Origin of the sequence: Chromohalobacter sp. (genome assembly GCF_039830575.1) — a bacterium.
In the GTDB taxonomy this organism is placed as follows: domain Bacteria; phylum Pseudomonadota; class Gammaproteobacteria; order Pseudomonadales; family Halomonadaceae; genus Chromohalobacter; species Chromohalobacter israelensis.
Window position 1 is genome coordinate 20,725 of the sequence record NZ_JBDOOX010000013.1, and the last position, 13,242, is coordinate 33,966.

At 65.3% G+C, this 13,242-nt stretch carries 18 protein-coding genes; 2 read left to right on the forward strand and 16 right to left on the reverse strand.

From position 1 onward, the window contains the following. Nucleotides 1-10: 10 nt before the first annotated feature. The 16 genes from ABGX75_RS12575 to ABGX75_RS12650 form a co-directional block, all read right to left on the reverse strand. A complete protein-coding gene (locus ABGX75_RS12575; protein WP_347410544.1) occupies nt 11-565 on the reverse strand; it encodes a DUF4376 domain-containing protein in 555 nt (184 codons plus the stop codon). Next, a complete protein-coding gene (locus tag ABGX75_RS12580; protein ID WP_347410543.1) occupies nt 565-2,091 on the reverse strand; it encodes a phage tail protein in 1,527 nt (508 codons plus the stop codon). The genes ABGX75_RS12575 and ABGX75_RS12580 overlap by 1 nt, the downstream gene beginning before the upstream one ends. Then, nucleotides 2,084-2,713, reverse strand: coding sequence for a phage tail protein I (locus tag ABGX75_RS12585; protein ID WP_347410542.1), 630 nt, complete (start codon nt 2,711-2,713; stop codon nt 2,084-2,086). Before ABGX75_RS12585 ends, ABGX75_RS12580 begins: the two co-directional genes overlap by 8 nt. Next, nucleotides 2,706-3,632 carry a baseplate assembly protein gene (locus ABGX75_RS12590; protein WP_347410541.1) on the reverse strand — a complete coding sequence of 309 codons (927 nt, stop codon included), beginning with the start codon at nt 3,630-3,632 and terminating at the stop codon, nt 2,706-2,708. The genes ABGX75_RS12585 and ABGX75_RS12590 overlap by 8 nt, the downstream gene beginning before the upstream one ends. After that, a complete protein-coding gene (locus ABGX75_RS12595; protein ID WP_347410540.1) occupies nt 3,629-3,979 on the reverse strand; it encodes a GPW/gp25 family protein in 351 nt (116 codons plus the stop codon). Before ABGX75_RS12595 ends, ABGX75_RS12590 begins: the two co-directional genes overlap by 4 nt. Further along, nucleotides 3,979-4,644, reverse strand: coding sequence for a phage baseplate assembly protein V (locus ABGX75_RS12600; protein WP_347410539.1), 666 nt, complete (start codon nt 4,642-4,644; stop codon nt 3,979-3,981). Before ABGX75_RS12600 ends, ABGX75_RS12595 begins: the two co-directional genes overlap by 1 nt. A gap of 60 nt (nt 4,645-4,704) precedes the next feature. Next, nucleotides 4,705-5,160 (reverse strand): phage virion morphogenesis protein, encoded by a 456-nt coding sequence (locus ABGX75_RS12605; RefSeq protein ID WP_347410538.1) that lies wholly within the window; start codon nt 5,158-5,160, stop codon nt 4,705-4,707. Continuing rightward, on the reverse strand, nt 5,150-5,650 hold the full coding sequence (locus ABGX75_RS12610) for a phage tail protein (protein ID WP_347410537.1): 501 nt from the start codon (nt 5,648-5,650) through the stop codon (nt 5,150-5,152). The genes ABGX75_RS12605 and ABGX75_RS12610 overlap by 11 nt, the downstream gene beginning before the upstream one ends. An 89-nt stretch (nt 5,651-5,739) precedes the next feature. Further along, a complete protein-coding gene (gene lysB, locus ABGX75_RS12615; protein ID WP_347410536.1) occupies nt 5,740-6,216 on the reverse strand; it encodes an Rz-like lysis system protein LysB in 477 nt (158 codons plus the stop codon). Then, a complete protein-coding gene (locus ABGX75_RS12620) occupies nt 6,213-6,686 on the reverse strand; it encodes a lysozyme (protein WP_347410535.1) in 474 nt (157 codons plus the stop codon). The genes lysB and ABGX75_RS12620 overlap by 4 nt, the downstream gene beginning before the upstream one ends. Further along, nucleotides 6,676-6,876, reverse strand: coding sequence for a hypothetical protein (locus ABGX75_RS12625; protein WP_179152197.1), 201 nt, complete (start codon nt 6,874-6,876; stop codon nt 6,676-6,678). Before ABGX75_RS12625 ends, ABGX75_RS12620 begins: the two co-directional genes overlap by 11 nt. A 23-nt stretch (nt 6,877-6,899) precedes the next feature. Continuing rightward, entirely contained in the window at nt 6,900-7,112 is a 213-nt protein-coding gene (locus ABGX75_RS12630; protein WP_179152196.1) for a tail protein X, read from the reverse strand. Continuing rightward, nucleotides 7,109-7,579 carry a head completion/stabilization protein gene (locus ABGX75_RS12635; RefSeq protein ID WP_179152195.1) on the reverse strand — a complete coding sequence of 157 codons (471 nt, stop codon included), beginning with the start codon at nt 7,577-7,579 and terminating at the stop codon, nt 7,109-7,111. Before ABGX75_RS12635 ends, ABGX75_RS12630 begins: the two co-directional genes overlap by 4 nt. A 98-nt stretch (nt 7,580-7,677) precedes the next feature. Continuing rightward, nucleotides 7,678-8,340 (reverse strand): phage terminase small subunit, encoded by a 663-nt coding sequence (gene gpM / locus ABGX75_RS12640; protein WP_347410534.1) that lies wholly within the window; start codon nt 8,338-8,340, stop codon nt 7,678-7,680. A gap of 2 nt (nt 8,341-8,342) precedes the next feature. Beyond that, entirely contained in the window at nt 8,343-9,380 is a 1,038-nt protein-coding gene (locus ABGX75_RS12645) for a phage major capsid protein, P2 family (RefSeq protein WP_347410533.1), read from the reverse strand. A 15-nt stretch (nt 9,381-9,395) separates the two neighbouring features. Continuing rightward, the gene (locus ABGX75_RS12650) at nt 9,396-10,211 is read right to left on the reverse strand and encodes a GPO family capsid scaffolding protein (protein WP_347410532.1); all 816 of its coding nucleotides are present in this window, start codon (nt 10,209-10,211) and stop codon (nt 9,396-9,398) included. A gap of 141 nt (nt 10,212-10,352) precedes the next feature. Between ABGX75_RS12650 and ABGX75_RS12655 the strand changes: the two genes are divergently transcribed. Beyond that, nucleotides 10,353-12,167: a terminase family protein gene (locus tag ABGX75_RS12655; RefSeq protein ID WP_347410531.1), complete on the forward strand. Its 1,815-nt coding sequence runs from the start codon at nt 10,353-10,355 to the stop codon at nt 12,165-12,167. Next, entirely contained in the window at nt 12,164-13,240 is a 1,077-nt protein-coding gene (locus ABGX75_RS12660; RefSeq protein WP_347410530.1) for a phage portal protein, read from the forward strand. The genes ABGX75_RS12655 and ABGX75_RS12660 overlap by 4 nt, the downstream gene beginning before the upstream one ends. Nucleotides 13,241-13,242: the final 2 nt, after the last annotated feature.

Here is a 13,242-nt window from a genome sequence, read left to right on the forward strand (position 1 = left end):
TAATGGTTGGCTACCACTCCACCGCCTCGATCCCCGCCCGGTCCTCGGCCTCGAGCGCCTGTTCCAGACGCGCTTTCAGCTCCCAGCTTCTGCGGTACTGCTCGCTCACGCGTGCCTGTTCGGCATCGTGTAGCGCGAGCATTTCGTCCGCCGTCAGCTGGTACTCCGTGTTCGAGGCGGCGCGGAACGGGAAGATGGCGTCCGGCTTGCGCTGGGCGCTGACGGCCAGCCGGGTGATGTTCTCCCTGTCCCGTTCCCGGGTTTGTACGATGTCCGTCTTGTCGCCGAAGGTGTGCTCGAACCCGCCGGCGATGGCGTCGTCGCGTGCGGCTTCGATCTCGTCACGTTTGCGGGCGGCGAGGTCGCCCAGGGGTTCCCGGTAGGTTTCCAGGTCGCCTTCGCTTTCGACGATTCGACGGTAGAGAGCCTGGCCGGCGGGCTCGTCATCGTCGGGCGATGCGGTGAAGGGAATCCAGCCGTAGTCCGGGTGGTCGATCTCGCAGTCGATGCCACCGGATGCGTTCAGCGCTGGGGCGCGGTAGTCGAGGGCGTCAACGTTTTCCATCACGCAATCCTTAGATAAATCGCGGTCGAATTCGAGGATTCCGCGTCCCGGTCGCCTTCAGCCAGGGAGCCCATTAGGCGCCAGGTACCCGAAGGGGCGCGGCCGTTATTCCTGTTGCCCGCACAGTTCGACCAGCGCAGGGCACTACCTGATGTTGTATGACCTGGAGTAGTCGCACCGCCGCGTGCCACGAACATGCCGTATGTGCCGACTTGCCCCGACCCGGTGTTTTGGGTGAGGTCCGGCTTTCCACTGACTTCGCTCCATCGCGGCCATCTTGTTGCCGTGGCCGGTTTGCCGGTGATGTTGCCCCATTGGCGGATACGGTCCCGGTGCCAGCCATCGACCGTGTCGGCGTTGACGCCATTCAGGCCCGATCCGTTACCGCTGATGGTGCCGAATGCCTTGAGGTTGCGGGTCTCGAAGTCGTTATCGCCGGTCGAGGTCACCGACTGGCCGACCCATAGGCGCAGCGCGTCACCGCTGGAGCGGATGGCGAGGATCGCCCCCACGTTTTCCGGTGATCCGTCGCCGGGATTGTCGGTCGTGCGGAAGGTAAGACCGGCGCCGTCCGCGTTGTCCTGGTCGTGGTTTTCGATCATCACCACGCCACGGCCGACGTCGATTTGCGACGCCTTGTCCGCCCGGACGACCTGGTCGCGGTTGGGCTTGGTGCCGATCGCCTGGTCGAGTGCCTCGAGGGCAGCGTTCAGCCCGGAAATGGCGCTCATGGGATGCGCGTCTGAACTGTCACGGCCGTCAATGTCGTTGTGGTTCGCGGCTTTGGCCGCCGCGCCCAGGAGGGCCAGCACCGCCTGCACGGTATCGGCATCGCCGAAGACGTCGAGGGCCTTGTCTAAAGTGATTTGCGAGGCGCGGTGTGCCGCCGAGGCGTTCTCGTGGTCCGCCATGGCGCCATCCAGGCCGCCTGGCGTGACCACCGAGGCGGTGCTCGAGCGCTGGCGCGTCGCGTCCCGGGTCGCTTTCTTGACGAAGCCGCGTTGCGTCGTCGTGGCATCCGGGTGATCCCGGCTTTGGGCGTGCTCGTCAATTGCGCTGTCGACATACTGCCGGCTGGCGAGTACCACCGTGGGATCGATACGCAGTTTGACCTGCTCGATGGCGCTGGTGATCACGCGCATGCGCACGGTCTGGTCGCGTCCGCTGCCTTGTTGCAGCAGGGGCTTGTAGCTAGGCGCACAGTTGGCGATGGCAACCAGGTCACCGTCGGCGTCGAGCAATCCGAGCTCACGTACCCACCATCCGCCGGTGTCCGGTGGCATCACCAGCTCGGCGATCAGCACGCCCGGATTTACGGGATCCTTGTAGAGCGCATTGAGGGAGGCACGGTAGACCTCGTGTATGAGTGCCTCCTGTGACGTGTCGGGCGTGGGCACTTCGCCGCCGCCGTCACCGACCACCATGTCGGTGATTTCCCACTCGGTGCCGCGAGCGACGGCGTTGTCGCGTTTGGCGATGCCGAGCTGGGTCAGGAACCCGCCGAACTGCGTATCCGCATCAACCATTGATTGAAACCTCCAGTGTGTCGGTGCCGCCGACGATGGCCGTTGCTTGGTGGGAGAGTACGGCGACGTCGATGTCGTGTGTCTCCCAGGGATAGACGTCCAGGATGTCGCCGTCGGTGCTCATAGCCCCGGCGTATAGGGCGAGATCAGTGCTTACCTCAATGCTGAGGCCGGTGATGTGCCGTCCCTCGGCCCGGGCGGCGTCGATCAGCCGCGTCATCTCGAAATATGTCTGTTCGTCGATGCCCCGGTCCTCGACCCCGATGCGTAGGGCGAACGTGCCGCGTGGGCCGGGTGGGTCCATCTCGTGCCATGGCACGAACTCGATGACGTAGCCCAGTGGCTCGACAATGCGCCGTAACGCAGCGGGCGTCCCCTTGAGCCGGTGCACATAGAACGAATCCGCAATGACTTTCCGCTGGGTGGCCTCCGGCCAACTGGCGTCCCAACGGTCGACGGAGCGCGACCATGCGAGATAAGGCAGTAGGCGTGCAGGGCAGCGCCAGGGGTCGTGCAGGTCGCGAATCGGAATCCCCACACGCTCGATCTCGGCCAGTGCCTCGGCGGCGGCGCGTTCCAGGGCACTGGCATTCGGGGGCAGCAGCGAGAAACGGTCATTCATCAGTGCCTCCCAGCGCAATCTGGCTACCGGTACAACGCAAAGACTGATGCGGCCCGATGAGGAGGTGGTCGGCGGGCGAGAGTAGGTCGACATGCATCACGCCGGGGACATGCAGCACGCCGGTAATGGCATCGGTGTAGAGCGAGACGCCAAGCGGTCGGCCATGGCGATGCAACATGGTCACGAAGGCGTCGAGGCGGCGGCGTGCTTCGTCGAGCACGAGATCCTTGGAGGGCGATGCATCATCGTAGAGTTGGAGTCGGGCGTCGATCCGGTAGTCGATGATTTCGGCGGAGACGGGCATAACCCGGTCGCCCATGATATGGCCTTCTTCGGTATGCACGGCGGTGTCGACGATATCCAGCAGCTCAGGGCTTGCTGTGCCGTCACCTTCGTGGGAGAGCACAACGAGGCGAATGTCGGCCGGCTCCGGTGACAAGCAGCGTACGTCGCGCACCCGCCCGTCAGCGCTACGCGCGGTGTACTCGTATCCCGGAGCCGTACCGGGAGCGAGTCCCTCCCAGGCTTCCTGAGTGCGCAGCCTGAGCGCGTTGTCTCTCTCGTAGGTGGGATCGACCGGCGGGGTGGCATTCGGGTCACCGGGGTCGATCATCAAACGCTGGGTGTTGGTGTCGGCGGCGCGGTTATCGAGATCCGTATCGCTGGCGTAGGGCAGCATGGTGGCGCGCGCGGCTTCGTTGACGCGCTGGCGCCAGGTCATTTCCCGGTAGGCGTTTTCCTGCAACAGCTTGGTGACCGGCTCGGATTCGAGCTCGAGGGTGGCCGCGACGTCTGCGCGTTCATCCTCCGGCGTCAGCTCGATCAGCCGTGCCTTGCGCTCGGCGAGGATGTCCTCGTAATCGAGTTCTTCGACGACATCCGGCGCGGGCAACTGGGAAAGGTCGATGGGGGAGCTCATGCGGTGGCCCCCAATGAGACGTCGATGGCCACGTCATCACCAGTGTCGACGCGTCGCCCTGCGATGCGCAGGTCGAAACGCCCGGGGCGCGTGGTGGATACGATGCGGGTGATCTGCGTCACGCGGACACGCGGCTCCCACTTCATCAGCGCGACGACGGTGGCCGAGTAAGCGCGCAGAGCCGTGGCGCCGTTCAGCGGCTGGTCGATGAGTTCGGGCAGCAGCGAGCCGTAGTCGCGGCGCATCACGCGCGAGCCCAGTGGCGTGGTCAGGATGTCGACGATGGATTGCCGGAGGTGCTCGAGCGAGTCGAGACGCTGGCCGGTGGTGCGCGACATGCCAGGCATCAAATGACCTCCCCTGATGTACCGCTACCGGGCTCGACTTTGTCGTGGGCGTGCTTGGAGCTGATGTCCTTGCCGTTGCTGGTCACGGCACCTTTGAATGCCACGTCGCCGTCCATCGTCGCCTTTTTGCCGGCGGGCTGGCTGAGGTTGCCATTCAGCGTCAGGTTGCCGTTGATGACAGTGTTGGCGTTGATCGTCGCGCCGCCGGCGGCCGTGGCGGTGAGGGTCGATTCAGTCGTCGCTTCGATGGCGCCGCCGACGGAGACCGTGACGTCACCACTCGCGGTCAGGCCGGCAGAGCCGGGCAGGGAGGCCCGCAGGTGATGTGCCGCGTGGTCGTACTCCAGGACAGCGCCATCGGGAAACACGCGATGCCAAACATCGCTGGAGTTGGCTGGCGCAGGATGCGCGCGGCGGTAAAGGCCAGTGAGCACCACACCTGCCGCCGGATCGCCGCCGGGCGAAAAGACGATGACCTGCTCGCCTTCGGTTGGCGGATCCCAGTCGCGCGTCGAGCCGGCGCGGCCCTCGATCCAGGGCAGCCAGTCGGTCACCAGCTCGCCGGAGATGACGCGCACCCGCGCGGCGTCGTGATCGACCTGGTCGACGGTGCCCAGGCGGATCAGGTTGTGAATCAGTCGGAGAAGTTCGGCGACGTTTTGCATGCCGCCATGCTTGCGCGTGTCGAGGTGTGCGGCCAGCGGCGGACGTTGTAAGCGCGGACCCTAGAAATCCTCGGACAAGTGGTCGAGCACCAAGTGGGCGACACGCTCCCTGTCCGGACCGGCGAACCCGAGCAGCTCGCGTCGGGCGTATTCCACGCGGGGCCCGTTCTCGGTGACACGGTCGCGCAGGCCGTATTGGTGGGTGCGGGCAATGCTGGCCACTGGGCCGAAGAACCCGACCGTGGCGACATCCGCCGAGCTGCGTATGCGCAGGTACTTGGCGGTGCGGAGCTTGGAGAACATGGCGTTGCGCCGAATCGCGCCTTGCCGGTCTCGAGAGCGGCGAGGCGCGTAGTCGCTGCCGTCCGGGTTTTCCTGACGTTTGATGCGTTCGCGCTGGGAGCGTCGCAAATCGGTGGCCACCACGCGGGCCAGGCGCCGGCGTTCGTGCGCGCTGAGCCGGGCAAGCAGAGGGGCGAGCCAATCGTCGAGTCGTTGCAGATCGTCACGCGCCATCGCCGCCTCCCGGACCGTTCCATTCGGCGGCGAGCGCCGGTTCGGCATCGCCGGGCCCCTTGGTCAGCAGTCGCCAATGCGTGTCGGGGCATTCCTCGCGTGGAAACGCGGGCATCCGGTGCTCGGCCGTCAACTGGCCGGTGGCACAATCCCGGTCGACGACGACGCGCTCGGTGAGTTGGACGCGCAGGGCGAGGTCGATGGCGTCATGGTTGAGGATCTCGGCCTCGAAGGAGACGGCCTGTTCGGCGGCCAGATCCGGCTGGTAGACGGATAGCCAGTCGAGAAGCGGCAGCATGACGGCATCCAGCGTTCCCGCGTAATCGGTCAATACCAGTTGCGCGGTGTAGGCCAGCCCGTGGGAGAGACTGCGGCCTCGCGCGAATTGTGCGTGCCCGTCCTCGATGAAGGTGAGAAGACGGCCGGGATCGCGGGCCAAGAGGGGATTGGCGTCAATCAGGTGCTGACGCAGGGCGGTGAGTTTGCGCATCGGTTTCCTCGTGGCACTGGATGATGGCGTCCACCTGGGCGGCGCATTGTGCCCAGGCGGCCTCGGTGCGTTCGAGCTGAAGGTTCAGCTCACCGTTGGTTGTCGGATGGCTGGCCGGAAGCGTGCACGGACTCGGTGTCGGGCAGCGCTTCACGGTAAGCATCGGCGCCGGTGACGGCGGGGCGGTCGCGCATCCGGCCAATAGCGTCAGGCAAGCGAGTGTCGGCCCAGCGGCGAATCCGAGCGTTTTCATGCTGTAGTTCCTGGATGTGTGCAAGACGGTTGGAGGCAGTGCGGGTGAGGTCGGTTTGCGTCTCGGCCAGTTGCCGGCGCTGGTCCTCGAGGCGCTGGGCGTTGCGCCATAGTGCGTCGATGACCATCTGGCGTTGGGCGCTTTCGGCCCGGGCGGTGTCGAGCGCCTGCCGGGCGCTGGCTGCTTCGGCCAGCGCGGTGCGGTATTCCTGCCACGCCATCCAGCCGCCGGCGCCGACCACTCCGACGCCGAGCAGCACCAGCCATACCTTGAGCGGTATGGCGCCGAGAGCGCGCCCCAGCAGTGCGGTCATGGATCGAGTCCCCGCAGGCACAGCTTGCGTTCAGCGGCTCGGCGCTTGATCAATCCGCCCAGCTTTCGGCCCTTGGCGTAGACCCAGCGGTCGAGCTCGTCGCAAGCGGCGCGCACCTTGCCGGCATTGAGTCGCTTCAGCAGTGTCGAGCGGGCGAATTTCCCTTCGCCGACGTTGTAGACGAACGAGGCCAGGGCCGCGCGTCGCGCCGGTGGGAGATCGGTATCGACGTGCCGATCGACGGCGTCGAACGCGTCGCCGAGATCCTCCGCGAGCAGTTCCTTGCATTCGGCACGGCTGAGCGTCTGACCCATGTCGACGTCACCGGTGTGTCCGTAGCAAATGGTCGGAATGCCCACGGGGTCGCGGTAGGCCGAGGGGTGGTAGCCCTCGAACTGGGAGACGACGGCGGTGGCCAGGCTGAGCGCGCCGGCGGCTCCGCCGATGACGATTCGGTGTTTAAGACTCATCGCGGTTCCTCCAGCGCTTCCACTTGCGCACGTAGCGCGGAATCAGCAGCCCGATCTGTAGCGCCAGGTAGAGCAAGGTGAGGGCCGTCACCCAGTCGGCCGGCGTCATGCCGCCCATGTGCAGCGCGGAGACGAACGCCGGCGGGGCAACCTTGGCGCTCTCGGTGGTAATGTCGAGGGGGTGTGCCATGCGGTCCTCGGAGCGTTGGAAAGTCAGTCCCAGAGCTGCACGGTCGGCGCGCGGCTGGGCGTTTGGGTGATGTCTGGCAGCGTGACGGGGGTGCCATGGGGCAGGACGGGGCCGTGTTCGGCGAGGCCGGGATTGGCCCTCAGCACGCGTTCGGTGACGCCGGCGGTGGTGCCGTAGACGCGATAGCAAATGGCATCGAGCGTGTCGCCCTGTCGCGCATGGACGATGCGGCTCATATCAACTCGACCGTGCTATGGGGCCGGCCCTCTATCTCGCTGATCGCCCAGGCGGCATCGCGACGATAGCTTTCGCCTGTGTACTCGTTGAGGTCGCCACGGTCGCGTGTCGAGGCGGTGGCGTCGTAATCGCGGTAGCGTTCGAGGATGCGTGCATGCGCCTCGGCGAACACGGCTCGCTTGTAGAGTGCGGGGTAGGTGCCAGGCGGCTGCCAGTCGGATGCCGGTACATCGTCCGCACGAGAATATCCCTCGGCGATCTGCCTGGCCTGCCAGTGGCGAAGCACCCGGTTGGTGGTGGCCATCGCGGTGAGCAAGGCATCCTGCACGCGGGGCGGCGTCACGGTGGAGTCGATGCGGTTGGTCTCGCGAAACTCCGCCGGATCGATCGCGGGCCAGAAGCCGTTGTTCTCGATGGGCTCGGCGGCACGGTTCCCGGCATTACCGGTGGCGATGAAGCTGCTCATGCGGGCTCCCGGTTAAACAGGGGGTGGACGACGGTTCCGGGGAAGCGCTGGGCTTTCCTTCACCGGCGTGCCCCCTGGCGTCGGCGGTCGACTCGGTATCAGCCAGCGGACTGGCCGTGTTGCTTGATCTCGCGCTCGAGGCGCTCGATGTCTTTCTTGACGCCCGCGCGGTCGTTGAGCGCCAGTGCCCGGCGAAAGTGCGTCAGCGCGGCCTCGGCCTGGTGGTCGGCGCGATAGGCGTTCCCTAGGGCCTTGTGCAGCTTCGCGCGGATCTGGTCGTGCATGTCCGCGCCCTCGGTGAGGCGCTCGATCTCCCGGAGCCCCTCGAGCAGCGTGGCGTCGTCGTCGCCCAGGGCGAGCGCTTGATCGGCGGCTTCCTCCACGAGAATCGCGGCGGTGGAGCGCTGAAACTGGTCGCCGGGTTCGAGCCCATGACGCAGGGCATAGCGGCCGATGGTCAGGGCACCCTCGATATCCCCGATGTCGATGCGCCAGAGCATGACGCGCATGACGACCTCATCCTGGGCGCCCTGGCCAGCTTCGAGCACACCGTCCACGTAGGCCGCGTAGTCGGGCAGGATCTCGCGCTTGATGGCCACCTTGCGCTCGACCGACTTGACGCTTTTCAGGCGGCGGTAGTCCTCGAAGAGCTTGGCTTGCATGAGGTGGTACTCGTCGCCCTGCATGGGCGCGTCACCGGCTTCACGCGCCGCCTGGGCGGCGCTGACGCGTTCGAAGTGGCGGCGAATGGAACTGACCATCGTTACGCCCCGCTACCGCTGGTATCGGTGGTGCCGGCATCGGTGCTGTCCGCATCGGCGAACTCGATGCCCTCGATCAGGCAGCCGAAGCCGTAATCCTCGATCACGTAGGCATCGTTGCTGGATTCGTAATTGACGATGCGCTTGCGCTCCGGCTTCTCGACCAGGTGGCGACGGCGCGAGCCTTCCTGCCAGTAGATCGAGAGGTTCTCGGTCGAGGTGATGAAGATGGCGTTGTCCGGCATGAATGGCACCTGCATGGCGTTCTGCCCGCCGAAGCGCTTGGCAGCCATGATCAGGTCCAGGGCGCGGGACTCCGTGGGCTGCTCCCATTCATTGATCTTGGGCAGGTACTTGTCGGTCATCAGTGAGCGGCCGACGATGGCGACGAGGTCGGTGTTGTCGCGGTACCACGGATCGATGAGGGAGTTGACCGCCTCGTACACCAAGGCGTCGAGGTTCTGGAACTCCTGCCCCTTGCCGATCTGTACGCCATCGACCACGCGCGCGGCGGCGTTGGCGCGGTACTGCTGCAGCCAGCCGACGTTCACGTCCTCGAGCATCGGATTCTTGGTGCGGTCGGTCTGTTTGGCGGCGCGAGTGCCGTTGAGCCCGATCATGATCCGGTCGAGCGCTTGCTGGCGAACGATGGCATCGCGCACGCGGGCCTGAAAGTCCGGGAACTTGGCCCAGGCGTCCAGCTTGGCCCAGCTCAGGAAGGTATCGAACTCGGTGGATTGGCAGCGGTATTCGTGCTCGTCCAGCTGAGTAGGATCGCTGGGATTGCGGTCACGCTGGCTGACGTCGGTGCGCCCGGCGATGGGGCCGCTGATGCCGAGCCCCAGCTTTTCACCAATCATGTCGCGCACGCCGACCATGTTGACGCGATTCAGGAACTCGCTGGATTCCTGGATCTTGGTTTCCAACGTTTGCTGCACCGACGGATCGACATCGAACGTCGAGAACGCGTTCGGAGCGCCATTGATCTGGGCGAGCCGCTGGGCGTATTGGTTGAAGACCTTGCGGGTATCGTTGCGCATGAGCGTCGGGGTTCCTCAGCAGTCGGTTTCGATGGTGCCGTCGTCGCCGGTGGCGCGTTGGCGTTGTGTATGGCGCGGCGTGTTGTCGAGGCGCTGGAAGAGCTCGTCGAAGCGCTGTTGCAGGTCGTTGTGCGCGTCCTTGAGATCGTTGAAGGCCTGAGCGCTGGGGCGCACGCTGAGATCGTCGGCCAGCGCTTGATGCTTCTCGACGAACAGGCCCAGCGTTTGCTCGAGTTCGTCGCGAAATGCGCTGAACCCATGGGCGGTCTTGGCGTCGTGCCTGCGAAACAGCGCCTTGACGCGCTCGGTGAGCGACGGGCCGGAATCTGTCGGTGGCTCGGTGCTGAAGTCGAACTCGGTCTCGACGGCGGCGGTGAACAGGTTGTCGGGGCGTTGCTTGCGTCCGGCCAGCGGTGACTCGCTACCCGCGCCGGCGGCGAACTGCAGCATCTGGGTACCCAACGAGGCGGGGGAGTCGGTGACGGCCAGGCCGACGAGATACGCCTCGCCTGTGTCCGCGAAGTTGGGATCGACTTCCATCGATGTGTAGACCTTCTGGCGCTTGTCGTTGAGCGCCTTCAACTCGTCGGTGGGATCGATGGCCGCGTGCAGCTGGAGCTTGCCGTCCTCGCCTTTCTGGGTCTTCAGCGCGGTGACGTCGCCGTAACTCTTGAACGGCCCGTCGGGCAGCATGCCGCGCATGTGCTCCAGATTGATCCGGCAGCCGTAGGTATCGGGATCGAAGTTGTCGGCCATCTGTTGCAGCCAGGCGGCGCTGATGTTGCGGCCGTCGGTCGTCGCGCCCTCGGTCGCGATGCGGAACCATTTCATGAAGTGCCCTCGGGGTACGGAATTCGTATGGGCGTCAGGTTCCGCGCTAGGCGTGACACGCTCAACGACGGGGCGTTGTAGGACGCGCGTCGACAAGCCGCGCTCCAAGGCCAAGCGGATTGGCGCCGGTACGCTGGCCGCATGAAACGACCGTCTTCTTCCTCCGAATCGCCTCAGGATGTCGATGCCTCGCTGGATGGGGCCGATAGCCACCGCTTGAGCGCCCGTCACCTCTACTGGATGGGGTGGCGCATTTCCCGAATTGCCGAATTCCTCGACTTGCCCCGCGGCACGATCGCGAGCTGGAAACAGCGCGAAGCGTGGGACGACGCCTCGCCGACCCAGCGCATCGAGGGTGCGCTCGAGGCGCGCATGGTTCAGCTGATCTGGAAGGACGCGAAGGAGGGCAAGGACTTCAAGGAGCTGGATCTCCTGGGGCGCCAGGTCGAGCGCCTGGCGCGGGTCCACAAATACGAGGGCTCGGGCAAGGAAAGCGACCTCAACCCGAACATCGAGCGGCGCAACGCTGGCGAGAAGCGCAAGCCCGCGCGCAACGATGTTGGCGACGAGGGCGTGATCCAGATCGTGGAAGCGTTCGAGGCCTCGCTGTTCGATTACCAGCGTGCCTGGTACCGCGCCGGTCAGCACGAGCGCATTCGCAACTTGCTCAAGTCACGCCAGATCGGCGCGACCTGGTACTTCGCGCGCGAGGCCATTGCCGATGCCCTGGAGACCGGCAAGAACAAGGTCTTCATGTCAGCGAGCAAGGCGCAGGCGCACATCTTCAAGAACTACATCGTGCAGTTCGTGAAGGAGACCACCGGTGTTGAGCTGAAGGGCGATCCCATCGTCTTGGCCAACGGCGCCGAGCTTCACTTCCTGGGGACGAACGCCAAGACCGCGCAGGGCTACCACGGCGACACCTATCTCGACGAATACTTCTGGATCAACGGCTTCGAGCAGTTCCGCAAGGTGACCAGCGGGATGGCGATGCACAAGAAGTGGAAGCAAACCTACTTCAGCACGCCGTCTTCGGTGGTGCATGAGGCCTATCCGTTCTGGACGGGCGAGCGTTTCAACAAGCGTCGCAAGAAGGGCGAGCGCGTCGAGATCGACGTCAGCCACGCCGCACTGAAGGGCGGGGCGCGTTGTGCCGATGGCCAGTGGCGTCAGATCGTGACCATCGAGGACGCGATCGCCGGGGGCTGCGATCTTTTCGATCTCGACCAGTTGCGGCTGGAATACAGCGACGAGGAATTCGCCAACCTCTTGATGTGCGAGTTCGTCGACGACTCGCAGTCGGCGTTCCCGATGATGACCATGCAGCGCTGCATGGTGGATAGCTGGGACATTTGGCGCGATTGGAAGCCTTTCGCCGCGCGCCCGTTCGGCGACAAGCCGGTGTGGCTGGGATACGACCCGGCGGGGGACAACCTGGACGGCGACGGCGCGGGGCTCGTCGTGCTGGCACCGGCGAAGAATCGCAACGACCGCCACCGGATCCTCGAGCATCACCGCATCAAAGGGCAGGACTACGAAGAGCAAGCCGCATTCATCGAGCAGGTGACGCGGCGCTACAACGTCCAGTTCATCGGCGTCGATATCAATGGCATGGGCGAGGCGGTGGCGCAGCTGGTCGCCAAGTTCTTCCCTCGCGTGACGCGCTATCGCTATACGCCGGACAGCAAGGCGGCGCTGGTGCGCCAGGCCCAGCACATCATCGAGCGGGGGCGTCTCGAGTTCGATAGCCGCGACGTGATCATCGCTCAGTCGTTCACCGCCATTCGCCGCGAGCTGACCGCGAGCGGCCGCCAATTCACCTTCACCGCCGGGCGCAACGCCCAGACCGGCCACGCCGACTTGGCGTGGGCGACGATGCACGCTCTCAACAACGAACCCATCGACGTGCTCGCCGAGGGCGAGCGCGGCGGCGCCATCATGGAGATGTCCGAATGATCACGGCCGACAAACCACGCATGCGTGTGCCGGCGACCCTGTCCGAGTCCGAGCCGGCGGCGGAGGCGTCGCCGGCCCCGGCGCGGACCGAGGCGTTTACCTTCGGCGAGCCGGTTCCGGTGACGGATCTGGCCGACTTCCTCTACACCGGCTGCTGGATGCTAACGGCGCGCTGGTACGAACCGCCGGTGGATCTGCCAGCGCTGGCCAAGGTGTATCGCGCGACGGCGCATCACGGCTCCAGCTTGCAGGTGAAGCGCAACATCCTGTCGCGATCGTTCATTCCGCATCGACTACTGAGCCGGCAGGCGTTCCGCGCCCTGGTCACCGATTACCTGGTGTTCGGCAATGCGTACATCGAGCGGGTGTATGGGCGCCTTGGGCGGCTGTTGGCATTGCGGCCGGCGCGGGCCAAGTACGTGCGCCGGGGCGTCGAAGAAGGGCAGTACTGGTGGGTGACATCCTGGCAGGTGGCCAGCGAATTCGAGCGCGATTCGGTGATCCACCTGATGGAACCTGACATCAACCAAGAGATCTACGGCGTGCCGGACTACCTCGGCGCGCTGCAGTCGATCCTGCTCAACGAAAACGCTACCTTGTTCCGCCGCAAGTACTACCTGAACGGTAGTCATGCCGGCTTTGTGATGTACGTCTCCGATACCGCGCAGAACCAGGAAGACATCGATGCCATGCGCGAGGCCCTGCGCAACTCCAAGGGCGTCGGCAACTTCCGCAACCTGTTCCTTCACTCGCCGGGCGGCAAGAAGGATGGCGTACAGATCATCCCCATCAGCGAGGTCGCCGCCAAAGACGAATTCGCCGGCATCAAGCAGGAAACCCGCGACGATACCCTCGCCAGCCACCGCGTACCGCCCCAGCTGATGGGCGTGATGCCCAATAACGTCGGCGGATTCGGCGACGTGGAGAAGGCGGCCAGAGTCTTCGTTACCAACGAGCTCGAGCCGCTGCAAGCCGTCTTCGAAGAGATCAACGACCTAGTGGGGGAGCAGGTGATCCGGTTCCGGGAGTATGACCTCAGCGGCGCCGGGGGCGATCCAGGCCCCGCGATGTGATC

Coding starts and splice junctions, on each gene's coding strand:
- ABGX75_RS12575 (WP_347410544.1), bottom strand. CDS start 565: ATGGAAAACGTTGACGCCCTCGACTACCGCGCCCCAGCGCTGAACGCA.
- ABGX75_RS12580 (WP_347410543.1), bottom strand. CDS start 2,091: ATGGTTGATGCGGATACGCAGTTCGGCGGGTTCCTGACCCAGCTCGGC.
- ABGX75_RS12585 (WP_347410542.1), bottom strand. CDS start 2,713: ATGAATGACCGTTTCTCGCTGCTGCCCCCGAATGCCAGTGCCCTGGAA.
- ABGX75_RS12590 (WP_347410541.1), bottom strand. CDS start 3,632: ATGAGCTCCCCCATCGACCTTTCCCAGTTGCCCGCGCCGGATGTCGTC.
- ABGX75_RS12595 (WP_347410540.1), bottom strand. CDS start 3,979: ATGCCTGGCATGTCGCGCACCACCGGCCAGCGTCTCGACTCGCTCGAG.
- ABGX75_RS12600 (WP_347410539.1), bottom strand. CDS start 4,644: ATGCAAAACGTCGCCGAACTTCTCCGACTGATTCACAACCTGATCCGC.
- ABGX75_RS12605 (WP_347410538.1), bottom strand. CDS start 5,160: ATGGCGCGTGACGATCTGCAACGACTCGACGATTGGCTCGCCCCTCTG.
- ABGX75_RS12610 (WP_347410537.1), bottom strand. CDS start 5,650: ATGCGCAAACTCACCGCCCTGCGTCAGCACCTGATTGACGCCAATCCC.
- lysB (WP_347410536.1), bottom strand. CDS start 6,216: ATGACCGCACTGCTGGGGCGCGCTCTCGGCGCCATACCGCTCAAGGTA.
- ABGX75_RS12620 (WP_347410535.1), bottom strand. CDS start 6,686: ATGAGTCTTAAACACCGAATCGTCATCGGCGGAGCCGCCGGCGCGCTC.
- ABGX75_RS12625 (WP_179152197.1), bottom strand. CDS start 6,876: ATGGCACACCCCCTCGACATTACCACCGAGAGCGCCAAGGTTGCCCCG.
- ABGX75_RS12630 (WP_179152196.1), bottom strand. CDS start 7,112: ATGAGCCGCATCGTCCATGCGCGACAGGGCGACACGCTCGATGCCATT.
- ABGX75_RS12635 (WP_179152195.1), bottom strand. CDS start 7,579: ATGAGCAGCTTCATCGCCACCGGTAATGCCGGGAACCGTGCCGCCGAG.
- gpM (WP_347410534.1), bottom strand. CDS start 8,340: ATGGTCAGTTCCATTCGCCGCCACTTCGAACGCGTCAGCGCCGCCCAG.
- ABGX75_RS12645 (WP_347410533.1), bottom strand. CDS start 9,380: ATGCGCAACGATACCCGCAAGGTCTTCAACCAATACGCCCAGCGGCTC.
- ABGX75_RS12650 (WP_347410532.1), bottom strand. CDS start 10,211: ATGAAATGGTTCCGCATCGCGACCGAGGGCGCGACGACCGACGGCCGC.
- ABGX75_RS12655 (WP_347410531.1), top strand. CDS start 10,353: ATGAAACGACCGTCTTCTTCCTCCGAATCGCCTCAGGATGTCGATGCC.
- ABGX75_RS12660 (WP_347410530.1), top strand. CDS start 12,164: ATGATCACGGCCGACAAACCACGCATGCGTGTGCCGGCGACCCTGTCC.